Here is a 17081-nt window from a genome sequence, read left to right on the forward strand (position 1 = left end):
TCTCCCACTCCTTACTGGTTTGCTAGCTGTGGATCGATGAACGCTAATAATGCACTCACACCTACATAAGATAGACCTAAGAAAATAGCTAATGTTACATAAGTAGAGATTCTTTGTGAACGTGGAGATACTGTAATTCCCCAGCTGATGCAGAATGTCCATAGTCCATTTGCAAAGTGGAAAATTGTTGAAACAACACCAACTAAGTAGAATGCAAACATAGCTGGATTATTTAAAATATCTGCCATCATATCATAGTTTACCTCTTTACCTAACATTGCTTGAATACGAGTTTCCCAGACGTGCCAAGAAATGAAGATCAGCGTAACGATACCTGAAATTCTTTGGAAGACGAACATCCAGTTACGGAAATAACCGTAAGAAACCGCATTGTTCTTAGCTGTAAATGCAATATATAAGCCATATATAGCATGGTACAGTATTGGTAAAAAGATAATGAAAATTTCTAGCGCATACCGGAATGGAAGGAGCTCCATAAAGCCTGCAGCTTTGTTAAAAGCCTCTGCTCCTCGTGTTGCAAAGTTGTTTACAATTAAATGTTGCGTCAAAAAGACACCAACCGGGATGACCCCCATTAATGAGTGCCACTTACGAAACGTATACTCGCGGCCTTTCATGTCCCCATTACCCCCCTTGAATGATTGACTGCTGTTTTCAGATTAGTTTATGGCAATAATGTTTTTTCACTATTGGCATAAGAAAAACTGAAAAAATTATTCGAAATATTTCAGCATAATTTGATACCAAGTTCATTTTACTCCTATTTTTGTCGAAGCGTCAAGAAAACGTATACATAATTTGCATATAATTTGGCGATTCTTTTTTTCTTCTTATATATTCAGATTTTCCCAAAGAAAAATCTGTTTTTATAAATGAGAAATGTTATATAATAATCCCTATAGAAAGAGGGGAATATTGTGAGTAAAAATACAATCGATACAACATCTTTAGAAGATGTTTCATTGAACGCCTTCGCTTATGAATTGCTACGTGAAGAATTACTACCTGATTTAATTGGTAACGATTTAGATGGTATTTTATACTGGTCCGGTAGAAATCTTGCAAGAAAATATCCACTAGAAACAATTGAAGAAGTCATTCAGTTCTTTGAAAAAGCTGGCTGGGGCACTTTAAGCATTATTGAACATAAGCGTCGTGAAATGCAGTTCCAACTTAAAGGCACTCTTATTGCTGAACGTCAAAAACAAAAAAGACATTCTTCTTATCAATTAGAAGCTGGATTCATCGCTGAACAAATTCAAAAGCAACGAAACGTCGTTGCAGAGTCCTACGAAGAAAAGAAAAAACGTTCAGACTCTATTACGTTTCTTGTGAAATGGGATATAAAAGATCTCATTGAAGTGTAGCATTACCTACAGTCAACTAGACATATAAGTTTAGTTGACTTTTTTGTATTTTCATTCAGATTCATTTATTTTAAATCTTCAGAAATTATACCAAAAAATAGAAGACGTTGTAAACTACAACGTCTTCTTATCTGCTAAATAAGTATAAATCGTCTCTGCGACATTTTTCGGCATACCAGCTTCGACAAATTCCGTTACCGAAGCCTCTTTCATCTTTTTTAGCGACCCAAAATGTTTCAACAATACTTTTTTTCGTTTATCCCCGATTCCAGGAATATCATCCAACGCTGATTGAATGACAGATTTCCCGTGTAATTGACGATGGAATGTAATCGCGAATCGATGCACTTCATCTTGAATGCGCTGCAATAAATAAAATTCTTGGCTATTTCTCTCAAGCATCACAGGTTCAGGTGGATCTCCAATAATTAAATGGGATGTTTTATGTTTGTCATCTTTTACAAGCCCTGCCATCGGAATGTATAAACCGAGTTCATTTTCTAGAACATCACTTGTAGCCGCCAGATGACCTTTTCCTCCATCAATAATGATTAAATCTGGTAAAGGTAAGCTCTCTTTCAGCGCTCTTGTATAACGGCGTCTCACAACTTCTCTCATAGACTCATAATCATCTGGTCCTTGAACCGTTTTAATTTTATATTTCCTATATTCTTTCTTAGCTGGTTTTCCATCAATAAAAGCAATCATTGCGGAAACAGGATTGGTCCCTTGAATATTTGAGTTATCAAACGCTTCAATACGATAAGGCGTTTCAATTCCGAGCTGCTTCCCTAGATTCTCTACCGCTTTAATCGTTCGCTCTTCATCACGTTCAATTAAATAGAATTTCTCTTCAAGAGCAATCTTCGCATTTTTATTTGCCAATTCTACAAGATCTTTTTTCTTACCGCGTTTCGGCTGTGTCGCTTCCACCTCTAAAAAGCGCTCTACTAATTCTGAATCGATACTTCCTGGAACGACGATTTCCTTCGGTTTAAAATGACTACTGTTTTCATAAAATTGACCGATAAACGTTAAAAATCCCTCTTCTGGTTCATCGTAGATTGGAAACATAGAAACATCACGTTCAATTAACTTTCCTTTTCGAACGAAGAAAACTTGAACACACATCCAACCTTTATCAACTGCATAACCAAATACATCACGATCCACTAAATCACTCATAATCATCTTTTGTTTTTCCATAATCGCATCGATATGTGCAATTTGATCACGTAACTCTTTTGCACGTTCAAACTCTAGTTTCTCTGAAGCTTCATACATTTTTGTTTCTAATTCTGAACGAACTTCTTTATGTCCACCATTTAAAAACTTAATAATTTCATCTACAATTTCTTTGTTTTGTTCTTCCGTCACATCTTTCACGCAAGGCGCTAAACATTGACCCATATGATAATATAAACAAACTTTATCGGGCATATTTGAACACTTACGAAGCGGATACATACGATCTAACAGTTTTTTCGTTTCATGAGCTGATTGTGCATTCGGATAAGGGCCAAAATACTTTCCCTTATCCTTTTTCACATTTCGCGTAATAAGTAATCGCGGCTGTTTCTCAGCTGTAATTTTAATAAAAGGATAAGTTTTATCATCTTTTAATTGAATATTATATTTTGGATCGTGTTTTTTTATTAAGTTTAACTCTAAAATCAAAGCCTCTAGATTTGAGGAAGTTACAATATATTCAAAATCTACAATTTCTCCGACTAGCCGAAGTGTTTTCCCATCATGCGAACCAGTAAAGTACGAGCGCACACGATTTTTAAGCACTTTTGCCTTTCCGACATATATAACCGTTCCTTGCTTATCTTTCATTAAATAACAACCAGGTTGATCTGGTAAAATAGCCAATTTTTCTTTTAAATGTTCGTGCACTCGTTACCCTCCATTTCTACATGCTTAGCATTTTTATTTTCACATGAAAACATACTATGCCAAAACACCCAACATACGTTCTTTTATTGTAACGGAAAGGTGTAAAAAAGGAAAATAAAAAAGCTACCAAATGGTAGCCTCTTTATTTTAGAAGTGTTTAGAAACTAATTCTACTAACGCTTCTTTCGGTTTGTAACCTAACGTTTGATCAACTACTTTACCGTCTTTTAATACGAAAAGAGCTGGAATGCTCATTACTTCGAATTGACGAGCAGTTTCTTGGTTTTCATCCACGTCTACTTTTACTACTTTTACTTTTTCGCCTAGTTCTGCATCAATTTCCTCTAATACAGGAGCGATCATTTTACAAGGTCCACACCAAGGTGCCCAGAAATCTAATAATACAACACCTTCGCTAGTTTCAGCTGCGAAGCTTTGGTCATTTGCGTTTACAATTGCCATTTTATTTCCTCCTTCAAGTATATTCTACCAAGAGTATATCATTAACTTATATACGTGGCGAATAATATGTATCGTTATGTATTGTAACAAAAAAGTGTTCCTTTATACTATATAAAAATATGGATTAAATACTAAAAAGATGAGAGACAGGGGATCTCTCACCTTTTTCTATATATAGGGGTACTTCACTTGGAACTCAAGGGTACTCAAATCATGAATGTACTTTTAACTTTTTAAACTCTTCTGTTAAAAGAGGTACGACTTCAAATAGATCACCAACAATACCATAGTCAGCTACTTTGAAGATACTTGCTTCTGGGTCTTTATTAATCGCAACGATTATTTTTGAGTTAGACATACCAGCTAAATGCTGAATCGCACCAGAAATACCGCATGCAATGTATAGGTCTGGCGTAACAACTTTACCAGTTTGACCAATTTGTAATGAGTAATCGCAATACTCAGCGTCACAAGCACCACGAGATGCTCCAACAGCGCCGCCTAATACGTCAGCTAACTCTTTTAATGGCTTGAATCCTTCTTCACTTTTCACACCGCGTCCGCCAGCGATAATAACTTTCGCTTCAGAAAGGTCAACCCCTTCTGCTGTCTTACGAACGACATCTTGAATGATTGTACGTAGGTCTTTCACATCTACTGTAATAGAAGACACGTCACCACTGCGAGACTCATCTTTTTCAAGCGTCGCAATGTTATTTGGACGCACAGTCGCAAATAAGATGCCATCTGTTACAATCTTCTTCTCAAACGCTTTACCAGAGTAAATTGGACGAGTGAAGATAACATTTCCACCTTCAACTTCTAAAGCAGTTACGTCAGAAACTAGACCAGCTTCAAGCTTCGCTGCTAATTTTGGTGATAAATCTTTACCAAGTGCTGTATGTCCAAATACAATACCTTCTGGATTTTCTTCAGCATATACAGCTAAAAATGCTTGTGCATAACCGTCAGATGTATATGATTTTAATTTATCATTTTCAACTGTCACAACGCGATCTGCACCGTAATGAATCAATTCATTTGCAAAAGAGGCAACGCTGTCTCCAATTAGAAGACCTACTACTTCACCGCCTTCTGCAATTGTTTTTGCTGCTGCTACCGCTTCAAACGAAACGTTACGTAGTGATCCATCACGAACTTCACCCATTACTAATACTTTACGAGCCATAGATTTTCCCTCCTGCATATATAATTTCGTATTTTATTAGATTACTTTCGCTTCTGTATGGAGCAACGATACAAGTTCTTTTACTTGATCTTGCAGCTCGCCTTGTAACACTTTTCCTGCATCTTTCTTAGGAGGCAAATAGATTTCAATTGTTTTTGTCTTTGCTTCCACATCATCTTCTTCTAAATCTAAATCATCTAATTCTAATTCTTCTAATGGCTTTTTCTTCGCCTTCATAATACCTGGAAGCGATGGATAGCGCGGTTCATTCAAACCTTGCTGTGCTGTTACTAAAACTGGTAATGAAGTTTCAATTACTTCTGTATCACCTTCAACATCACGCTCAATCTTCACGTTTGTACCGTCAATTTCAAGTTTTGTAATTGTCGTTACGTACGGAATATTTAACGCTTCAGCTACACGTGGACCTACTTGTCCAGATGCACCATCAATTGCAACGTTTCCGCCTAAAATTAAATCTGCATCTTTATCTTTTAAATATTCAGCAAGCACTTTTGCTGTCGTGAACTGGTCACCATTTTCTACATCATCTTCAATATTAATTAATACTGCTTTATCACAGCCCATCGCTAATGCCGTACGAAGCTCTTTCTCACTATCTTCGCCACCGACTGTTACAACAGTAACCTCTCCACCTTGTGCGTCTCTTACTTGAATTGCTTCTTCAATTGCATATTCATCGTAAGGGTTGATGATGAATTCCGCTTCGCCATCGTAAATTGCACCGTTTTTAATTACGATTTTTTCTTCTGTATCAAATGTTCGTTTCATGAGTACGTAGATGTTCATTCCATTTACCCCCTTGTTTTTCAGAAAGATTCTATCAATTTTAATTTTCTGTTAATTTATATTAAAAAAATAATTGAACTACCTGCCACTAAATGAAGGTTTGCGTTTTTCTAAAAACGCCGCTACACCTTCTCTTCCATCTTCACTCGTAAATACTTCCCCAAAGATTTGAGCTTCGCGTTGTACACCTTCATAATAATGAGACGATTTCGTCGTTTGCAATAACTCTAATACAGCACGAGTCGTCGCTGGGCTTTTTCCAGCAATCTGTTTTGCAACTTTAAGCGTATCATCTAAAAATGTTTCTTCAGCAAAAACTCCATTAACAAGTCCCCATTTTAATGCTTCTGCACCAGTAATCGGTGTACTTGTTAACATCATTTCACAAGCTTTCGCTTTCCCAACATAACGTGGTAATCGCTGTGTACCTGCAAATCCAGGAATTAATCCAAGTGTTAATTCAGGTAAACCAAGTTTTGCACTTTCAGTTGCAAAGCGCATGTGGCAAGACATAGCAAACTCAAGGCCGCCGCCAAGTGCCGCTCCATGAATTGCCGCGATAACTGGTTTTGAACATTTTTCAACGCGCTCAAACGTAACTTGTCCAAGCTGCGCTAATTCAGTCGCTTGCTTCGCTTCAGTAACAGATGTAAATTCTTTAATATCTGCTCCCGCCGAGAAGAAACGCCCTTCACCGTGAATAACAACAACACGAATGTTATCATCCTTCTCCACTTGATCAATTAATTCAGTAACGTCATGCATAACTTGTGAAGACATCGCGTTAGCTGGCGCATGATTTAACGTCGCCACCGCGATATGATCTTCAACTCTTACAGATAGGAATTTCAACATGATCCCTCCCATTATTGACGATAACCACAGGCTGCAATAAGTAGCCCATGTACCGTTTTTGAAAGTGCGACCAGATCATACTTATGATCGCTCATTACCCAATTGGTCACAACTTCATCTACTGTTCCAAAGATCATTTGTCTTGCCACGCGAACATTTAAATCCGCTCGGAATTCACCTTGCTTTATACCTGTCTCTAAAATCTCATCCATAACTTGTAAGTAGCCTTTTAATACTTCATTTATTTTCAGGCGTAAGTCTTGATTGGACTGTCTTAGCTCTAATTGCGTAACGATAGCAAGAGGATCATTTTGCGACAACAGCAAGAAGTGCGTTTCTACCAACATGAATAACTTCGATACAGCGCTTTCAATTCCTGCTGTTTTTTGACGAATTGTTTCGACAAATTCTCCCATCTTCTCTTGAAATAAGGATATTAATATATCTTCTTTATTTTTAAAATATAAATAAATCGTGCCATCAGCTACCCCAGCTTGCTTTGCTATTTTAGAAACTTGCGCTTGGTGGTACCCATTCTCCGCAATCACAATGACTGCCGCATCAATAATTTGATTGTATTTCGGTCTATTTTTCTTCACTTTACTGTCCCCTTCAAGAAGATGACTGAATGAATAGTCATTCATATTCTTATAATACTGACTATTTAGAAAAGTGTCAATCCTATTTTTTCAAAAAGAAAGGGCCTTAGCCCGTTTGCTCATCCTCATTCTTTCTTTTCTCTTCATCAATTAGAACACGGCGTAAAATTTTTCCGACTGTCGTTTTCGGCAGTTCATCTCTAAACTCATATACTTTCGGCACTTTATAGGCAGCTAAATATTTACGTGCAAACTGATTTAATTCTTCCTCAGAACACTCCGCACCTTCTTTTAACACAACAAATGCTTTCACTGTCTCCCCGCGGTACGGATCAGGAACTCCAATCGTCACTACTTCTTGCACTTTTTCATGCTCGTATAATACTTCTTCTACTTCACGAGGATACACATTAAATCCACTCGCAACAATCATATCTTTCTTACGATCTTTCACATAGAAAAATCCATCTTCATCCATGTAACCAACATCCCCTGTATGGAGCCATCCATCTTGTAATACAGCGGCTGTTTCTTCTGGCTTATTCCAATATCCTTTCATAATTTGAGGACCTTTTACTACAATTTCACCGATTTCTCCTGGTGGTAATGCCTCGCCAGTTTCAAGCGACATAATCATTGCTTCTGTATCTGGCCATGGAACTCCAATGCTACCTGGCACTCGCCTTTCCCATAAAAAATTACTATGTGTAACCGGAGATGATTCTGTTAAACCATACCCCTCTACTAGTTTACCACCTGTAACTGTTTCGAACTTTTCCTGTACTTCTACTGGCAGTGGTGCTGAGCCACTAATACAAGCACGAATAGAAGAAATATCGTATTCTTTTAAAAGCGGGCTATTTAAAAGTGCGATATAAATAGTTGGTGCCCCTGGAAACAACGTCACTTTATGCTTCTTAATCGCTTCAAAAACCATTTTCATATCAAACTTTGGAATAAGAACCATTTTATATCCTTGCATAATACTTAAATTCATAACAGCTGTCATACCATAAACATGAAAAAATGGAAGAACCCCAAGAACGACTTCTTCTCCTTCTCTGCAATTATATAACCAATGAACCCCCATCAACGTGTTGGATACGAGGTTCTTATGCGTTAACATAACGCCTTTCGGAAATCCAGTTGTTCCTCCTGTGTACTGTAAAAGAGCTAAATCATTTTCAGGATCACAAGGCACTTCAACATCCGTATTCACTTCTTTTTCTACTGAGTTCCAAAGATGAATCGTTTCACTCTCTGATACTTTCACAACTAAATTCGACTGTTTTTTCTGCACAAATGGATACAATAGATTTTTAGGGAAGGGTAAAAAGTCCGCAATACGAGTTACGATAATATGTTCAATTTTTGTTGCAGATTGAACATTCGTTACTCTTGGAAATACTAAATCGAGGCAAAGAATTACTTTTGCTCCCGAGTCATGAAGCTGGTATTCTAATTCTCTTTCTGTATATAGTGGATTTGTTTGTACTACGATACCCCCCGCAAGTAATGTACCGTAATAACCAATTACAGCCTGCGGACAATTCGGCAACATAATAGCAACTCGATCACCCTTTTCCACACCGAGCTTTTGAAGATAATTTGCAAACCTCTTCACCTTATCATGGAAGTCTGAAAATGTAATATCCTTCCCTAAAAAGTGAAGCGCTTTCTTTTCTGGATAGCGAGAAGCCATCTGTTCTACATATCTATGAAGCGGCTGAATATCATAAGAAATCGTACTCGGAATTTCCCCTGGATAACTTTTCAACCATGGTTTTTCCACCTTCATTCCCCCTTCAAATACATAAAAATAAATGAATGTTCATTCATGATGGTTGGTTTCATTATATTATAGTCACCATAACGTTACAATCATAATATTCTGACTTTTATATAACTATGCTTCACTCTATTAACTTCTTATTATATGTACAAACTCTCCTAATCTATAAAAAAATAAGAGAGTTATTATTTAGCTTAATCTTATTATCGTTAACACAGCTCCTGGTGTAGTTGTTGATAATGTCGCAACAGCTAACAAACCAAATAATTGCAAACTGATAGCATCTCCTGCTGCAAGAGTGGTAATGATTGTTGCGCTAAATGATGTAGTTGCTAATGCAGGAGAATTGATCGTCCCAGCAAGTGGTGCTCCATTAATTGTAATTCGTGAACTAACTAATAAGGAAGCCGTTATATTAATCGTGTATGAAATATAATAATTCCCAGCATTCGCAACCGTAAATACTGTATTCCCCCCAGAAACAGTAATACCTGGACCGATGTTTTGATTATTTGGAAGCGGGACATTCGTTCCACCTAGAAGTACCGATATCGCTGAACCGGACGTATTATTTGCAAATGCATACGTCGCCGTGATACTTGTACCTGTTATTCCCGTTGCACCAGTCGCTCCTGTTGAACCTGTCGGACCTGTTGCTCCCGTTGGGCCTGTTGAACCTGTTGGACCCGTTACTCCGGTTGCCCCCGTTATTCCCGTCACTCCTGTTGCTCCTGTTGCTCCTGTTGGACCGGTTACCCCCGTTGCTCCCGTTATTCCGGTCGCTCCTGTTGGACCCGTTACTCCTGTTGCTCCTGTTGAACCGGTTGCCCCCGTTGCCCCCGTTGCTCCCGTTGCTCCTGTTGCTCCTGTTGCTCCTGTTGAACCGGTTGAACCGGTTGCCCCTGTTATTCCTGTCGCTCCTGTTGCTCCTGTTGAACCGGTTGAACCGGTTGAACCGGTTGCCCCTGTTATTCCTGTCGCTCCTGTTGGACCGGTTGCCCCTGTTATTCCCGTCGCCCCTGTTGAACCAGTCGATCCCGTTATTCCCGTTGTTCCTGTTGCTCCTGTTATTCCCGTTGCCCCTGTTGGACCGGTTGCTCCTGTTGGACCAGTCGATCCTGTTATTCCTGTCGCTCCTGTTATTCCTGTCGCTCCTGTTATTCCTGTCGCTCCTGTTGGACCGGTTGCCCCCGTTATTCCCGTCGCCCCTGTTGGACCAGTCGATCCCGTTGTTCCGGTTACTCCCGTTGGACCTGTTGCTCCCGTTGCTCCCGTCGGACCTGTTGGACCTGTTGGACCTGTTGCTCCCGTTGCTCCCGTTGCTCCCGTCGGACCTGTTGGACCTAGCTTAGGAACTGTCCCATCGCAACTAAAACAACACGAATCAACATGTACACCATTTTGATTATTACACTCACAATACCCATTTATATTATTGCGCCATGAAGACATGTTGATCCCTTCCTTCAAATTCAATCTTTTAAGTATAAGCAACACATAAAAAAACACCTATCAAATAACATAGAACAACTTTACTCCGTACATTCTAATAATTATTACATGCGACTCTTACCCCTTTTGCTTGTACTTTCGCCTCTCTGGTTAAATGAAATTCCTTTTCTTAATAAAACAGCTTGATGTTCTCGTACTTGAAGTACCTTACTTCTTATGGTTGATAAGGGAGAGTGGGAAGAAATTTAATTAAAAAGGAAACTATCTTTTTTTCACGAATGTAACCTATGAACATAACTAGGGGGGATAACTATGTATCAAACTATTGAAGGCTTCTTGCAATCCTGGACATACGAGGCTGAGTCTACTCAAAAAATGCTCGATGCATTAACCGACGAATCTTTGTCACAAGAAATTGCACCTGGGCACTGGACGTTAGGCAGGGTTGCTTGGCATATCGTGACGGCAATTCCAGTTATACTATCTGGTACGGGACTTAAATTTGAAGGAGAAACGAAAGATTATCCTGTACCAACTTCAGCTAAAACAATTGCAGATGGGTATCGTAAAGTGAATGCGGCTCTTGTTGAAGCACTTCAAAACGAATGGACTGATAAAGATTTAGCAACTATTAATGACTTCTTTGGTCGTCCTATGCCGAATTCTATATTTTTAATGACACTCATTAATCATCAAAATCACCATCGCGGACAAATCACTGTTTTAATGCGCCAAGCTGGTTTAACCGTCCCTGGCGTATATGGTCCTGCAAAAGAAGAATGGGCCGCGGCTGGAATGGAAGCTCCTAAAATGTAACCACAAAAAAGACAAGGTGTTTACACATCTTGTCTTTTTCTGTAACTTGTTTCATGTGAAACTATTTTTTGCTAAATGGTTGTTTTATGGAAAAAATACGTTAAAATGAATACATATTATGAGGAGGGGCAACCAAATTGAATACAAAAAATAAAAAAATAGATCTAGGAACTATTTTACTAACTTCTATTATCGGAGTTATCAGTGTGTCTCTTTTTTGCACAAGTTATGGTACCCCTTGGGGAAAACAAACAGCAGTTACGGAATCAAAAGAATATATTACAAAATACTTTAATCTAGATGCGGAAGTCAAAAATACTTCTTACGATGCTAAAATGAATAGCTATGCAATCTCCTTTGAAACAAGTAAAGACGGAGAGTTTACTATTGAATATAAAAGTCCTAATAACTTTAATATTTCTCCAGGAGTACAAGCGTATTTAAGCAAACACTCCAAGTTTACAGAGTAGTAACGAAGCATGCATATGCAAAAAAGAGTTGGTGTAACGCCAACTCTTTTTTCTTATTCTTGTCATACAGTTACATCTTCCTTCTCTATATTTTTAATTCCGTAACATGCAATCACAACTCCAATTGCTGCCAATGCTAGTTGAAGAGGAAGAAAAGTTGCTACAGAAAACGTAGTGCTATTCATTGCAATTGATACAACGATAAGGGATGAAACAATTGTAGTTGGCACTGAACGTTTACGCATTCCGAAATGTAATGGGATTAAACTTATTCCCGCAGTTGCAACGGCTAAAGGAACAAGGTTTATCCCTTCTCGCATCAATTGATCTACTGTGAATGAATTAGGAAGAAGTGAAAAATAGCTATCTATCCCAAAGAACACTCCTACTACTAAAATATTAGATAAAATAACTGTTATAAATGTTAATGCTGCTGTAATAACCAACTTACTAACCATCATTTTCTTTCGGTTAATTGGATAAGAAAACATAAGTAGTATTGTTTTGTTTTTATATTCACTAATTATTAACCTTGCGATTAACACACTACCAAAAATAATAAATGTTGCTCTTACTAATGTACTAGCCATTAACAAAACCATCTGTGGATCTCTTATTTCTGGATCTCCTTCTATTTGAGAAACGATGCTCGTAAAGATTAGTAATGCCAGTATAGCGATATTTGCAATAATTGCTCCCCTCACATACCATCCAATCTTAAATTTCTTCAGTTCTAGCTTCATAAGACGTAGCATAATAGTCCTCCTTTCATTTACATTTTAATCGATATAAATTACCCCTGTTTTACTTAAAATCTCCACTTTGTTTTTTGCATCACCAATCGTTCCTACTTTTATTTTTTCTGTATTTTTATCTTTCTTAAGTCCTTTTAAATCCACTATTACGTCAGCCAAATTACTTTTAGCCATAAGCTTCAATGATGCCGGGACACCTTTATACCGTACGCCAATATCCCCTGATTTTGTTTCTACCAATAACGATTTTCCTTCTTTCATATCTTTCAGTAATACTTCACCGGATGTTGAAGTAATGTTCATATTTTCGTTTTTTATATTTTTCACATAATTATCGCCAGTAGTAGAAGTTATATTTACTTCTTGTAATGAACTATCTTTTAACATTAAATCTCCGCTTTCGGATGTAAATTCACCCTTCTCTGCCGATAGTCCTGTAATCATTCCATCTCCAGACTTGCCTTTTGTCACGATACTTTTTACTACTATATCCCTTATTTTCACATCACCCGATTTATTATTTAATACAATTTTATCTATTCCTTTCTTCGGAACAGCTATCGATATACTATTTTTCTTCCTAAACGTAAAACCATTAAAGAATCTGGTCGCCTTTTGTTTTTGCTTAACTATAACTTTATTCCCTTCATGTTCTATTTCGACAGGGGCTATCTCTTTATCCACTTGTTTACCTTGGGCAGAAATTACTATTTTGTTAGCTTCTGTACCTTTAAATTCAATATCCCAGTCTTCATTTTTCACTTCTATTTCTTTTATATGATTTATCTCAAAAGACTTTTCTTTCTTAAAATCTTTCCCCTGAAATACCTTAAAGCCAAAAATCACACTAGCAATTGTCAAAAATAATATTGCAATTACTATTATTTTTTTCACCATTCATACCCCAGTTCGTTTTTGTTTTAGGCTTGCTTCACGCCACATCGATCTTGTCGATTTTACGAAACGATAGATAACTAATAAAAATCCCTAATAAACAGAGCACGATTGGGATAGCTATAAAATCAAACATACTTACTTGATTGCTTTCAACCCCAACGTTACCACTAATCAACATACCAATTATTACTGCCGAAGTAATCGTTGTCGGTGTTGATTTCTTTCTCATCCCAAAAAATAAGGGAATTAAACTTATACCAGATATCATAAATGCACTTATAATAGTAGCTGGAACGATAGCTATTATTTCACCTATCGTAGCTGGCGTTTCAATCAGTCCCATCATTGGACTCACAAAATATACGAGCAAACTAATAATGAAAGTAGCGATAATCGTGCTCACAAAACAAAAACAAAAAACAATTGTTAATTTCGCTCTCATTAACATTTCCCTTTGCAGTGGGTACATAAATGATAGTTGGATCGTTTTATTCTTATACTCATCAATTACTAAACGTGACAAAATGACCGAACTAAAAATAATGAATGTTATTCTAATAAAAATATTTACTAAAGCCATGTTCTGTGTAAAGTCAGAGAAGAGCATGTCTTCCTCGGCTTTCATTCCCCATGCCATAAGGCTTACTACAGCGAAAATTGCTATAATACAAATTACTACACTTTTAAAGTAACTAGATAATTGATGTTTCTTCCATTCGAGCTTCATTAATTTAAACATATAAACCACGCCTCCATTCTTTATATAACTGTCTCTACACTGGTAACATTCTAATTCCAGCAGTAACTACGCTCATCATTCCTATCACTATTAGAATTAACAACCATTTCCGCTCTGGTTTCCTATAATATAAAATCCCACTTATGAACAGTACGATCAATCCGCTTACTAGATTCACTAACAATCCGTTAAGCATGAATACCCTCTCCATCCATTACATTTAAGAAATATTCTTCTAAGGAACTATGTTTCTTATTAATACTTTCAATTTCTACATCGTTCATAATAAGTGCTTTTGAAATAGCTTGCTGCGTCGCCTTCACTTCATACACGCGAATCATATTTCCACTCATTATTTTGTAATTTTTTATACCAAGTTTATCTTCTAAAATATAAGCTGCACGCTTCACATCAGGAACAGTAATTTCAATGTACTCTGTTTGTTTTCCGTTAATACTCTTCATCGAAACTTCTTTTATTAGTTTTCCATTTTGAATTACACCAATTGTATCTGCCATTAGTTCCATCTCGCCTAAAATATGACTAGAGACTAATAACGTAATACCGTATTCTTTGCAAAGCATTTTAAATAAGTCTCTTAATTCTTTAATACCAATTGGGTCTAAACCGTTAATTGGCTCATCTAAAATGAGTAATTCTGGCTTTGTCATGATCGCCCTTGCAATACCAAGTCGTTGCTTCATCCCTAATGAAAAATCTTTTACTTTTTTATCATCTATACCGTGCAGTTTTACTAAATGTAAAGCATGATCAATTGCGTTTTTATCGTAATACCCCATATATTCACAATGTAATTCTAAGTTTTCTTTCGCCGTTAATTTATCATAAAAGATTGGATATTCAATAATTGTCCCCATGCGCTTTAACAATTCATAAGATGTATCCGTTAACTTCTCACCAAAAATTTCAATATCACCGCTCGTCGGTTTTATTAAATTTGTGATCATTTTCATAATCGTCGTTTTACCTGCGCCATTCGGTCCTAAGAAACCATAAATCTCTCCTTTTTTCACATGCATGTTAACGCTAGAAATAACTTCTTTCCCTTTAAACACTTTCGTTAACTGATTCGTTTTTAATATATATGTCATGTCATTTTCTCCTTTCGCACTACTTTATATTTCTATAATAGACAATGGAAATCTCTTTTTTCTTACCCATTCCTTACAAATTCCTTACGCTGAAAAAAGCTTGTAGAATCTAATTCTCTACAAGCTAAAACAGCATCTTTTTTAATACAACTGTAAAAATCGTTTTTTCATATGGCTTACTAGAAAGATGTATTTTTCCATCCATCGCTTCCACAAGCCTTTTCGTAATCGTTAACCCTAGACCGCTTCCTTGGTACAATCGATTTCTGGAATCTTCAAGTGTGTACATACGCTCAAATACTTTATCAATATGAGATTCATCAATTCCTTTTCCTGTATCCCATATATCTATATACACACTCGTTTCATCATCTCTTAACGTCATTCCGAGTGCCTTTCCATCGTCTCCATATGTAATCGCATTTGATATTAAATTATTCAATACCCTACCTAATACTTCCACATTTCCAAGTGCATATATATTTCTTTCCGGTATATCAATATGAACATGAAAACCTTTCGTCGTCACTAAATCATAAAATGATAAAATCTTCTCGCGGCAAACTTCATTCATATTTACTTTTGTCATTTCAATTGCTTTGTCACCAGATTCTAATTTTGCTAAATCAAAAAACTTATGAATTAGCTCCATCACTTCTAGTGTTTTCGTATGCACTTTCTCAAGTAATATTTGCTGTTCTTCTTTCTTCATCATTTTATCCTTATTTAACATTTCTGTATATCCAAGAATAACTGTTAGTGGCGTCTTTAAATCATGTGAAATATTTGAAAGCATTTTTCTCATCGAAATTTCTACTTTTGCATGATCTGCATTCGTTTTCTGGTTTGCATCTAATAATTGATTAATTGCCACTAATAATTTTTGCAATTCTAAATCATCTGTCATAACGAGTAACTTCTCGCCTGTTTGTCCATTTACAATACTTTCTAACTTTTCATATGTGTATCGTAAATTTTTGCTACTGTTTTTCCTCATTTTATACTGTATGTAAATGACACATAACAATATAAAAATAATACCTATTAACAAATTGACCATATTACATCACTTCCAACTTATAGCCGATGCCCCATAACGTTTTAATATATTCTGGATTAGATGGATCGCTTTCGATTTTCTCACGCAATCTTCTCATATGAACATTAATAACATTATCATCCCCGTAATACTCTTCGTTCCAAACTAACGTGTATATTTGTGCTTTTGTAAATACACGATTTTGATTTTTTACGAACAGTTTTAAAATCTCAAATTCTTTTAAAGTAAGTTTGAGAGGTTTCCCGTTTTTTTCAACCGTAAAATTAATTGGATCGATTGTTAAATCACCAATTTGAATCATCTTTTCTTCTGTTGATTCTGTAGCCGAATATTTCGTAGACCTCCGAATGCCTGCCTTTACACGTGCAGCTAATTCAATCATAGAAAATGGCTTACAAATGTAATCATCTGCTCCAAGTCCTAATCCAACAGCTTTATCAACATCTGTATCTTTTGCCGACATCATTAAAATCGGGACAGCACTTTTTTCTCGAATGATTCGCACAACCTCTAAGCCATCTAGCTTTGGCATCATAATATCGAGAATAATTAAATCAAATGAACCTTTTAAATATGTGTTCACGCCCTCTTCTCCATCAGACGCAATTGTTACTTGAAAACCTTCTTTTATTAAATACTTTTCCACCATCTCTTGAATTGAAATATCATCTTCAACTAATAAAATATGATGCGACATATGTCTATCCCCTTTTTTACAAACATTAGCATGTTAATTGTATCGTAACGAATGAATACTGTGAAGAATTATATGAATTTTCAAACCAA

At 36.5% G+C, this 17081-nt stretch carries 19 protein-coding genes; 3 read left to right on the plus strand and 16 right to left on the minus strand.

Annotated features, from left to right (window positions below):
• Positions 1 to 11: 11 nt before the first annotated feature.
• A complete protein-coding gene (gene sdhC / locus ACZ76X_RS25625; RefSeq protein ID WP_000678354.1) occupies positions 12 to 638 on the minus strand; it encodes a succinate dehydrogenase cytochrome B558 in 627 nt (208 codons plus the stop codon).
• A 300-nt stretch (positions 639 to 938) separates the two neighbouring features.
• Between sdhC and ACZ76X_RS25630 the strand changes: the two genes are divergently transcribed.
• On the plus strand, positions 939 to 1388 hold the full coding sequence (locus ACZ76X_RS25630; RefSeq protein WP_000042224.1) for a YslB family protein: 450 nt from the start codon (positions 939 to 941) through the stop codon (positions 1386 to 1388).
• 114 nt (positions 1389 to 1502) lie between these two features.
• Here the strand turns inward: ACZ76X_RS25630 and uvrC are convergent, their stop codons facing one another.
• The 8 genes from uvrC to ACZ76X_RS25670 all read right to left on the minus strand — a co-directional run bounded on the left by uvrC (position 1503) and on the right by ACZ76X_RS25670 (position 10446).
• Entirely contained in the window at positions 1503 to 3287 is a 1785-nt protein-coding gene (gene uvrC, locus ACZ76X_RS25635; protein ID WP_479852090.1) for an excinuclease ABC subunit C, read from the minus strand.
• 147 nt (positions 3288 to 3434) lie between these two features.
• Positions 3435 to 3749: a thioredoxin gene (gene trxA / locus ACZ76X_RS25640; protein WP_001018944.1), complete on the minus strand. Its 315-nt coding sequence runs from the start codon at positions 3747 to 3749 to the stop codon at positions 3435 to 3437.
• A gap of 211 nt (positions 3750 to 3960) precedes the next feature.
• A complete protein-coding gene (etfA, locus tag ACZ76X_RS25645) occupies positions 3961 to 4938 on the minus strand; it encodes an electron transfer flavoprotein subunit alpha (protein ID WP_000101951.1) in 978 nt (325 codons plus the stop codon).
• A 36-nt stretch (positions 4939 to 4974) separates the two neighbouring features.
• Complete coding sequence (gene etfB / locus ACZ76X_RS25650; protein ID WP_001029030.1) at positions 4975 to 5748, minus strand: electron transfer flavoprotein subunit beta; 774 nt, start codon at positions 5746 to 5748, stop codon at positions 4975 to 4977.
• 78 nt (positions 5749 to 5826) lie between these two features.
• The gene (locus ACZ76X_RS25655) at positions 5827 to 6603 is read right to left on the minus strand and encodes an enoyl-CoA hydratase (protein ID WP_000911295.1); all 777 of its coding nucleotides are present in this window, start codon (positions 6601 to 6603) and stop codon (positions 5827 to 5829) included.
• Positions 6604 to 6614: 11 nt separating this feature from the next.
• The gene (locus ACZ76X_RS25660; RefSeq protein ID WP_098669447.1) at positions 6615 to 7202 is read right to left on the minus strand and encodes a TetR/AcrR family transcriptional regulator; all 588 of its coding nucleotides are present in this window, start codon (positions 7200 to 7202) and stop codon (positions 6615 to 6617) included.
• 106 nt (positions 7203 to 7308) lie between these two features.
• Positions 7309 to 8994 carry a long-chain-fatty-acid--CoA ligase gene (locus tag ACZ76X_RS25665; RefSeq protein ID WP_479852091.1) on the minus strand — a complete coding sequence of 562 codons (1686 nt, stop codon included), beginning with the start codon at positions 8992 to 8994 and terminating at the stop codon, positions 7309 to 7311.
• A 189-nt stretch (positions 8995 to 9183) separates the two neighbouring features.
• Complete coding sequence (locus ACZ76X_RS25670; protein ID WP_479852092.1) at positions 9184 to 10446, minus strand: BclA C-terminal domain-containing protein; 1263 nt, start codon at positions 10444 to 10446, stop codon at positions 9184 to 9186.
• Between the two features lie 312 nt (positions 10447 to 10758).
• Here ACZ76X_RS25670 and ACZ76X_RS25675 point away from each other — a divergent pair, with 312 nt between their 5' ends.
• Both ACZ76X_RS25675 and ACZ76X_RS25680 read left to right on the plus strand, forming a co-directional pair.
• Positions 10759 to 11262: a DinB family protein gene (locus tag ACZ76X_RS25675; RefSeq protein ID WP_479852093.1), complete on the plus strand. Its 504-nt coding sequence runs from the start codon at positions 10759 to 10761 to the stop codon at positions 11260 to 11262.
• Between the two features lie 137 nt (positions 11263 to 11399).
• Positions 11400 to 11732: a YfjL-like protein gene (locus tag ACZ76X_RS25680; protein WP_479852094.1), complete on the plus strand. Its 333-nt coding sequence runs from the start codon at positions 11400 to 11402 to the stop codon at positions 11730 to 11732.
• 62 nt (positions 11733 to 11794) lie between these two features.
• Here ACZ76X_RS25680 and ACZ76X_RS25685 read toward each other — a convergent pair whose 3' ends face one another.
• The 7 genes from ACZ76X_RS25685 to ACZ76X_RS25715 all read right to left on the minus strand — a co-directional run bounded on the left by ACZ76X_RS25685 (position 11795) and on the right by ACZ76X_RS25715 (position 16992).
• The gene (locus tag ACZ76X_RS25685) at positions 11795 to 12487 is read right to left on the minus strand and encodes an ABC transporter permease (RefSeq protein WP_479852095.1); all 693 of its coding nucleotides are present in this window, start codon (positions 12485 to 12487) and stop codon (positions 11795 to 11797) included.
• Positions 12488 to 12511: 24 nt separating this feature from the next.
• A complete protein-coding gene (locus tag ACZ76X_RS25690) occupies positions 12512 to 13384 on the minus strand; it encodes a DUF4097 family beta strand repeat-containing protein (protein WP_479852096.1) in 873 nt (290 codons plus the stop codon).
• Positions 13385 to 13418: 34 nt separating this feature from the next.
• A complete protein-coding gene (locus tag ACZ76X_RS25695; protein WP_479852097.1) occupies positions 13419 to 14123 on the minus strand; it encodes an ABC transporter permease in 705 nt (234 codons plus the stop codon).
• A gap of 34 nt (positions 14124 to 14157) precedes the next feature.
• A complete protein-coding gene (locus ACZ76X_RS25700) occupies positions 14158 to 14319 on the minus strand; it encodes a hypothetical protein (RefSeq protein ID WP_479852098.1) in 162 nt (53 codons plus the stop codon).
• Positions 14312 to 15235, minus strand: a complete 924-nt coding sequence (locus ACZ76X_RS25705; protein ID WP_479852099.1) for an ABC transporter ATP-binding protein — start codon at positions 15233 to 15235, stop codon at positions 14312 to 14314. The genes ACZ76X_RS25700 and ACZ76X_RS25705 overlap by 8 nt, the downstream gene beginning before the upstream one ends.
• A gap of 124 nt (positions 15236 to 15359) precedes the next feature.
• Positions 15360 to 16295 (minus strand): HAMP domain-containing histidine kinase, encoded by a 936-nt coding sequence (locus ACZ76X_RS25710; RefSeq protein WP_479852100.1) that lies wholly within the window; start codon positions 16293 to 16295, stop codon positions 15360 to 15362.
• Between the two features lies 1 nt (position 16296).
• The gene (locus tag ACZ76X_RS25715; protein ID WP_016118692.1) at positions 16297 to 16992 is read right to left on the minus strand and encodes a response regulator transcription factor; all 696 of its coding nucleotides are present in this window, start codon (positions 16990 to 16992) and stop codon (positions 16297 to 16299) included.
• Positions 16993 to 17081 lie beyond the last annotated feature (89 nt).

This window comes from Bacillus sp. BC05(2025), assembly GCF_056725905.1.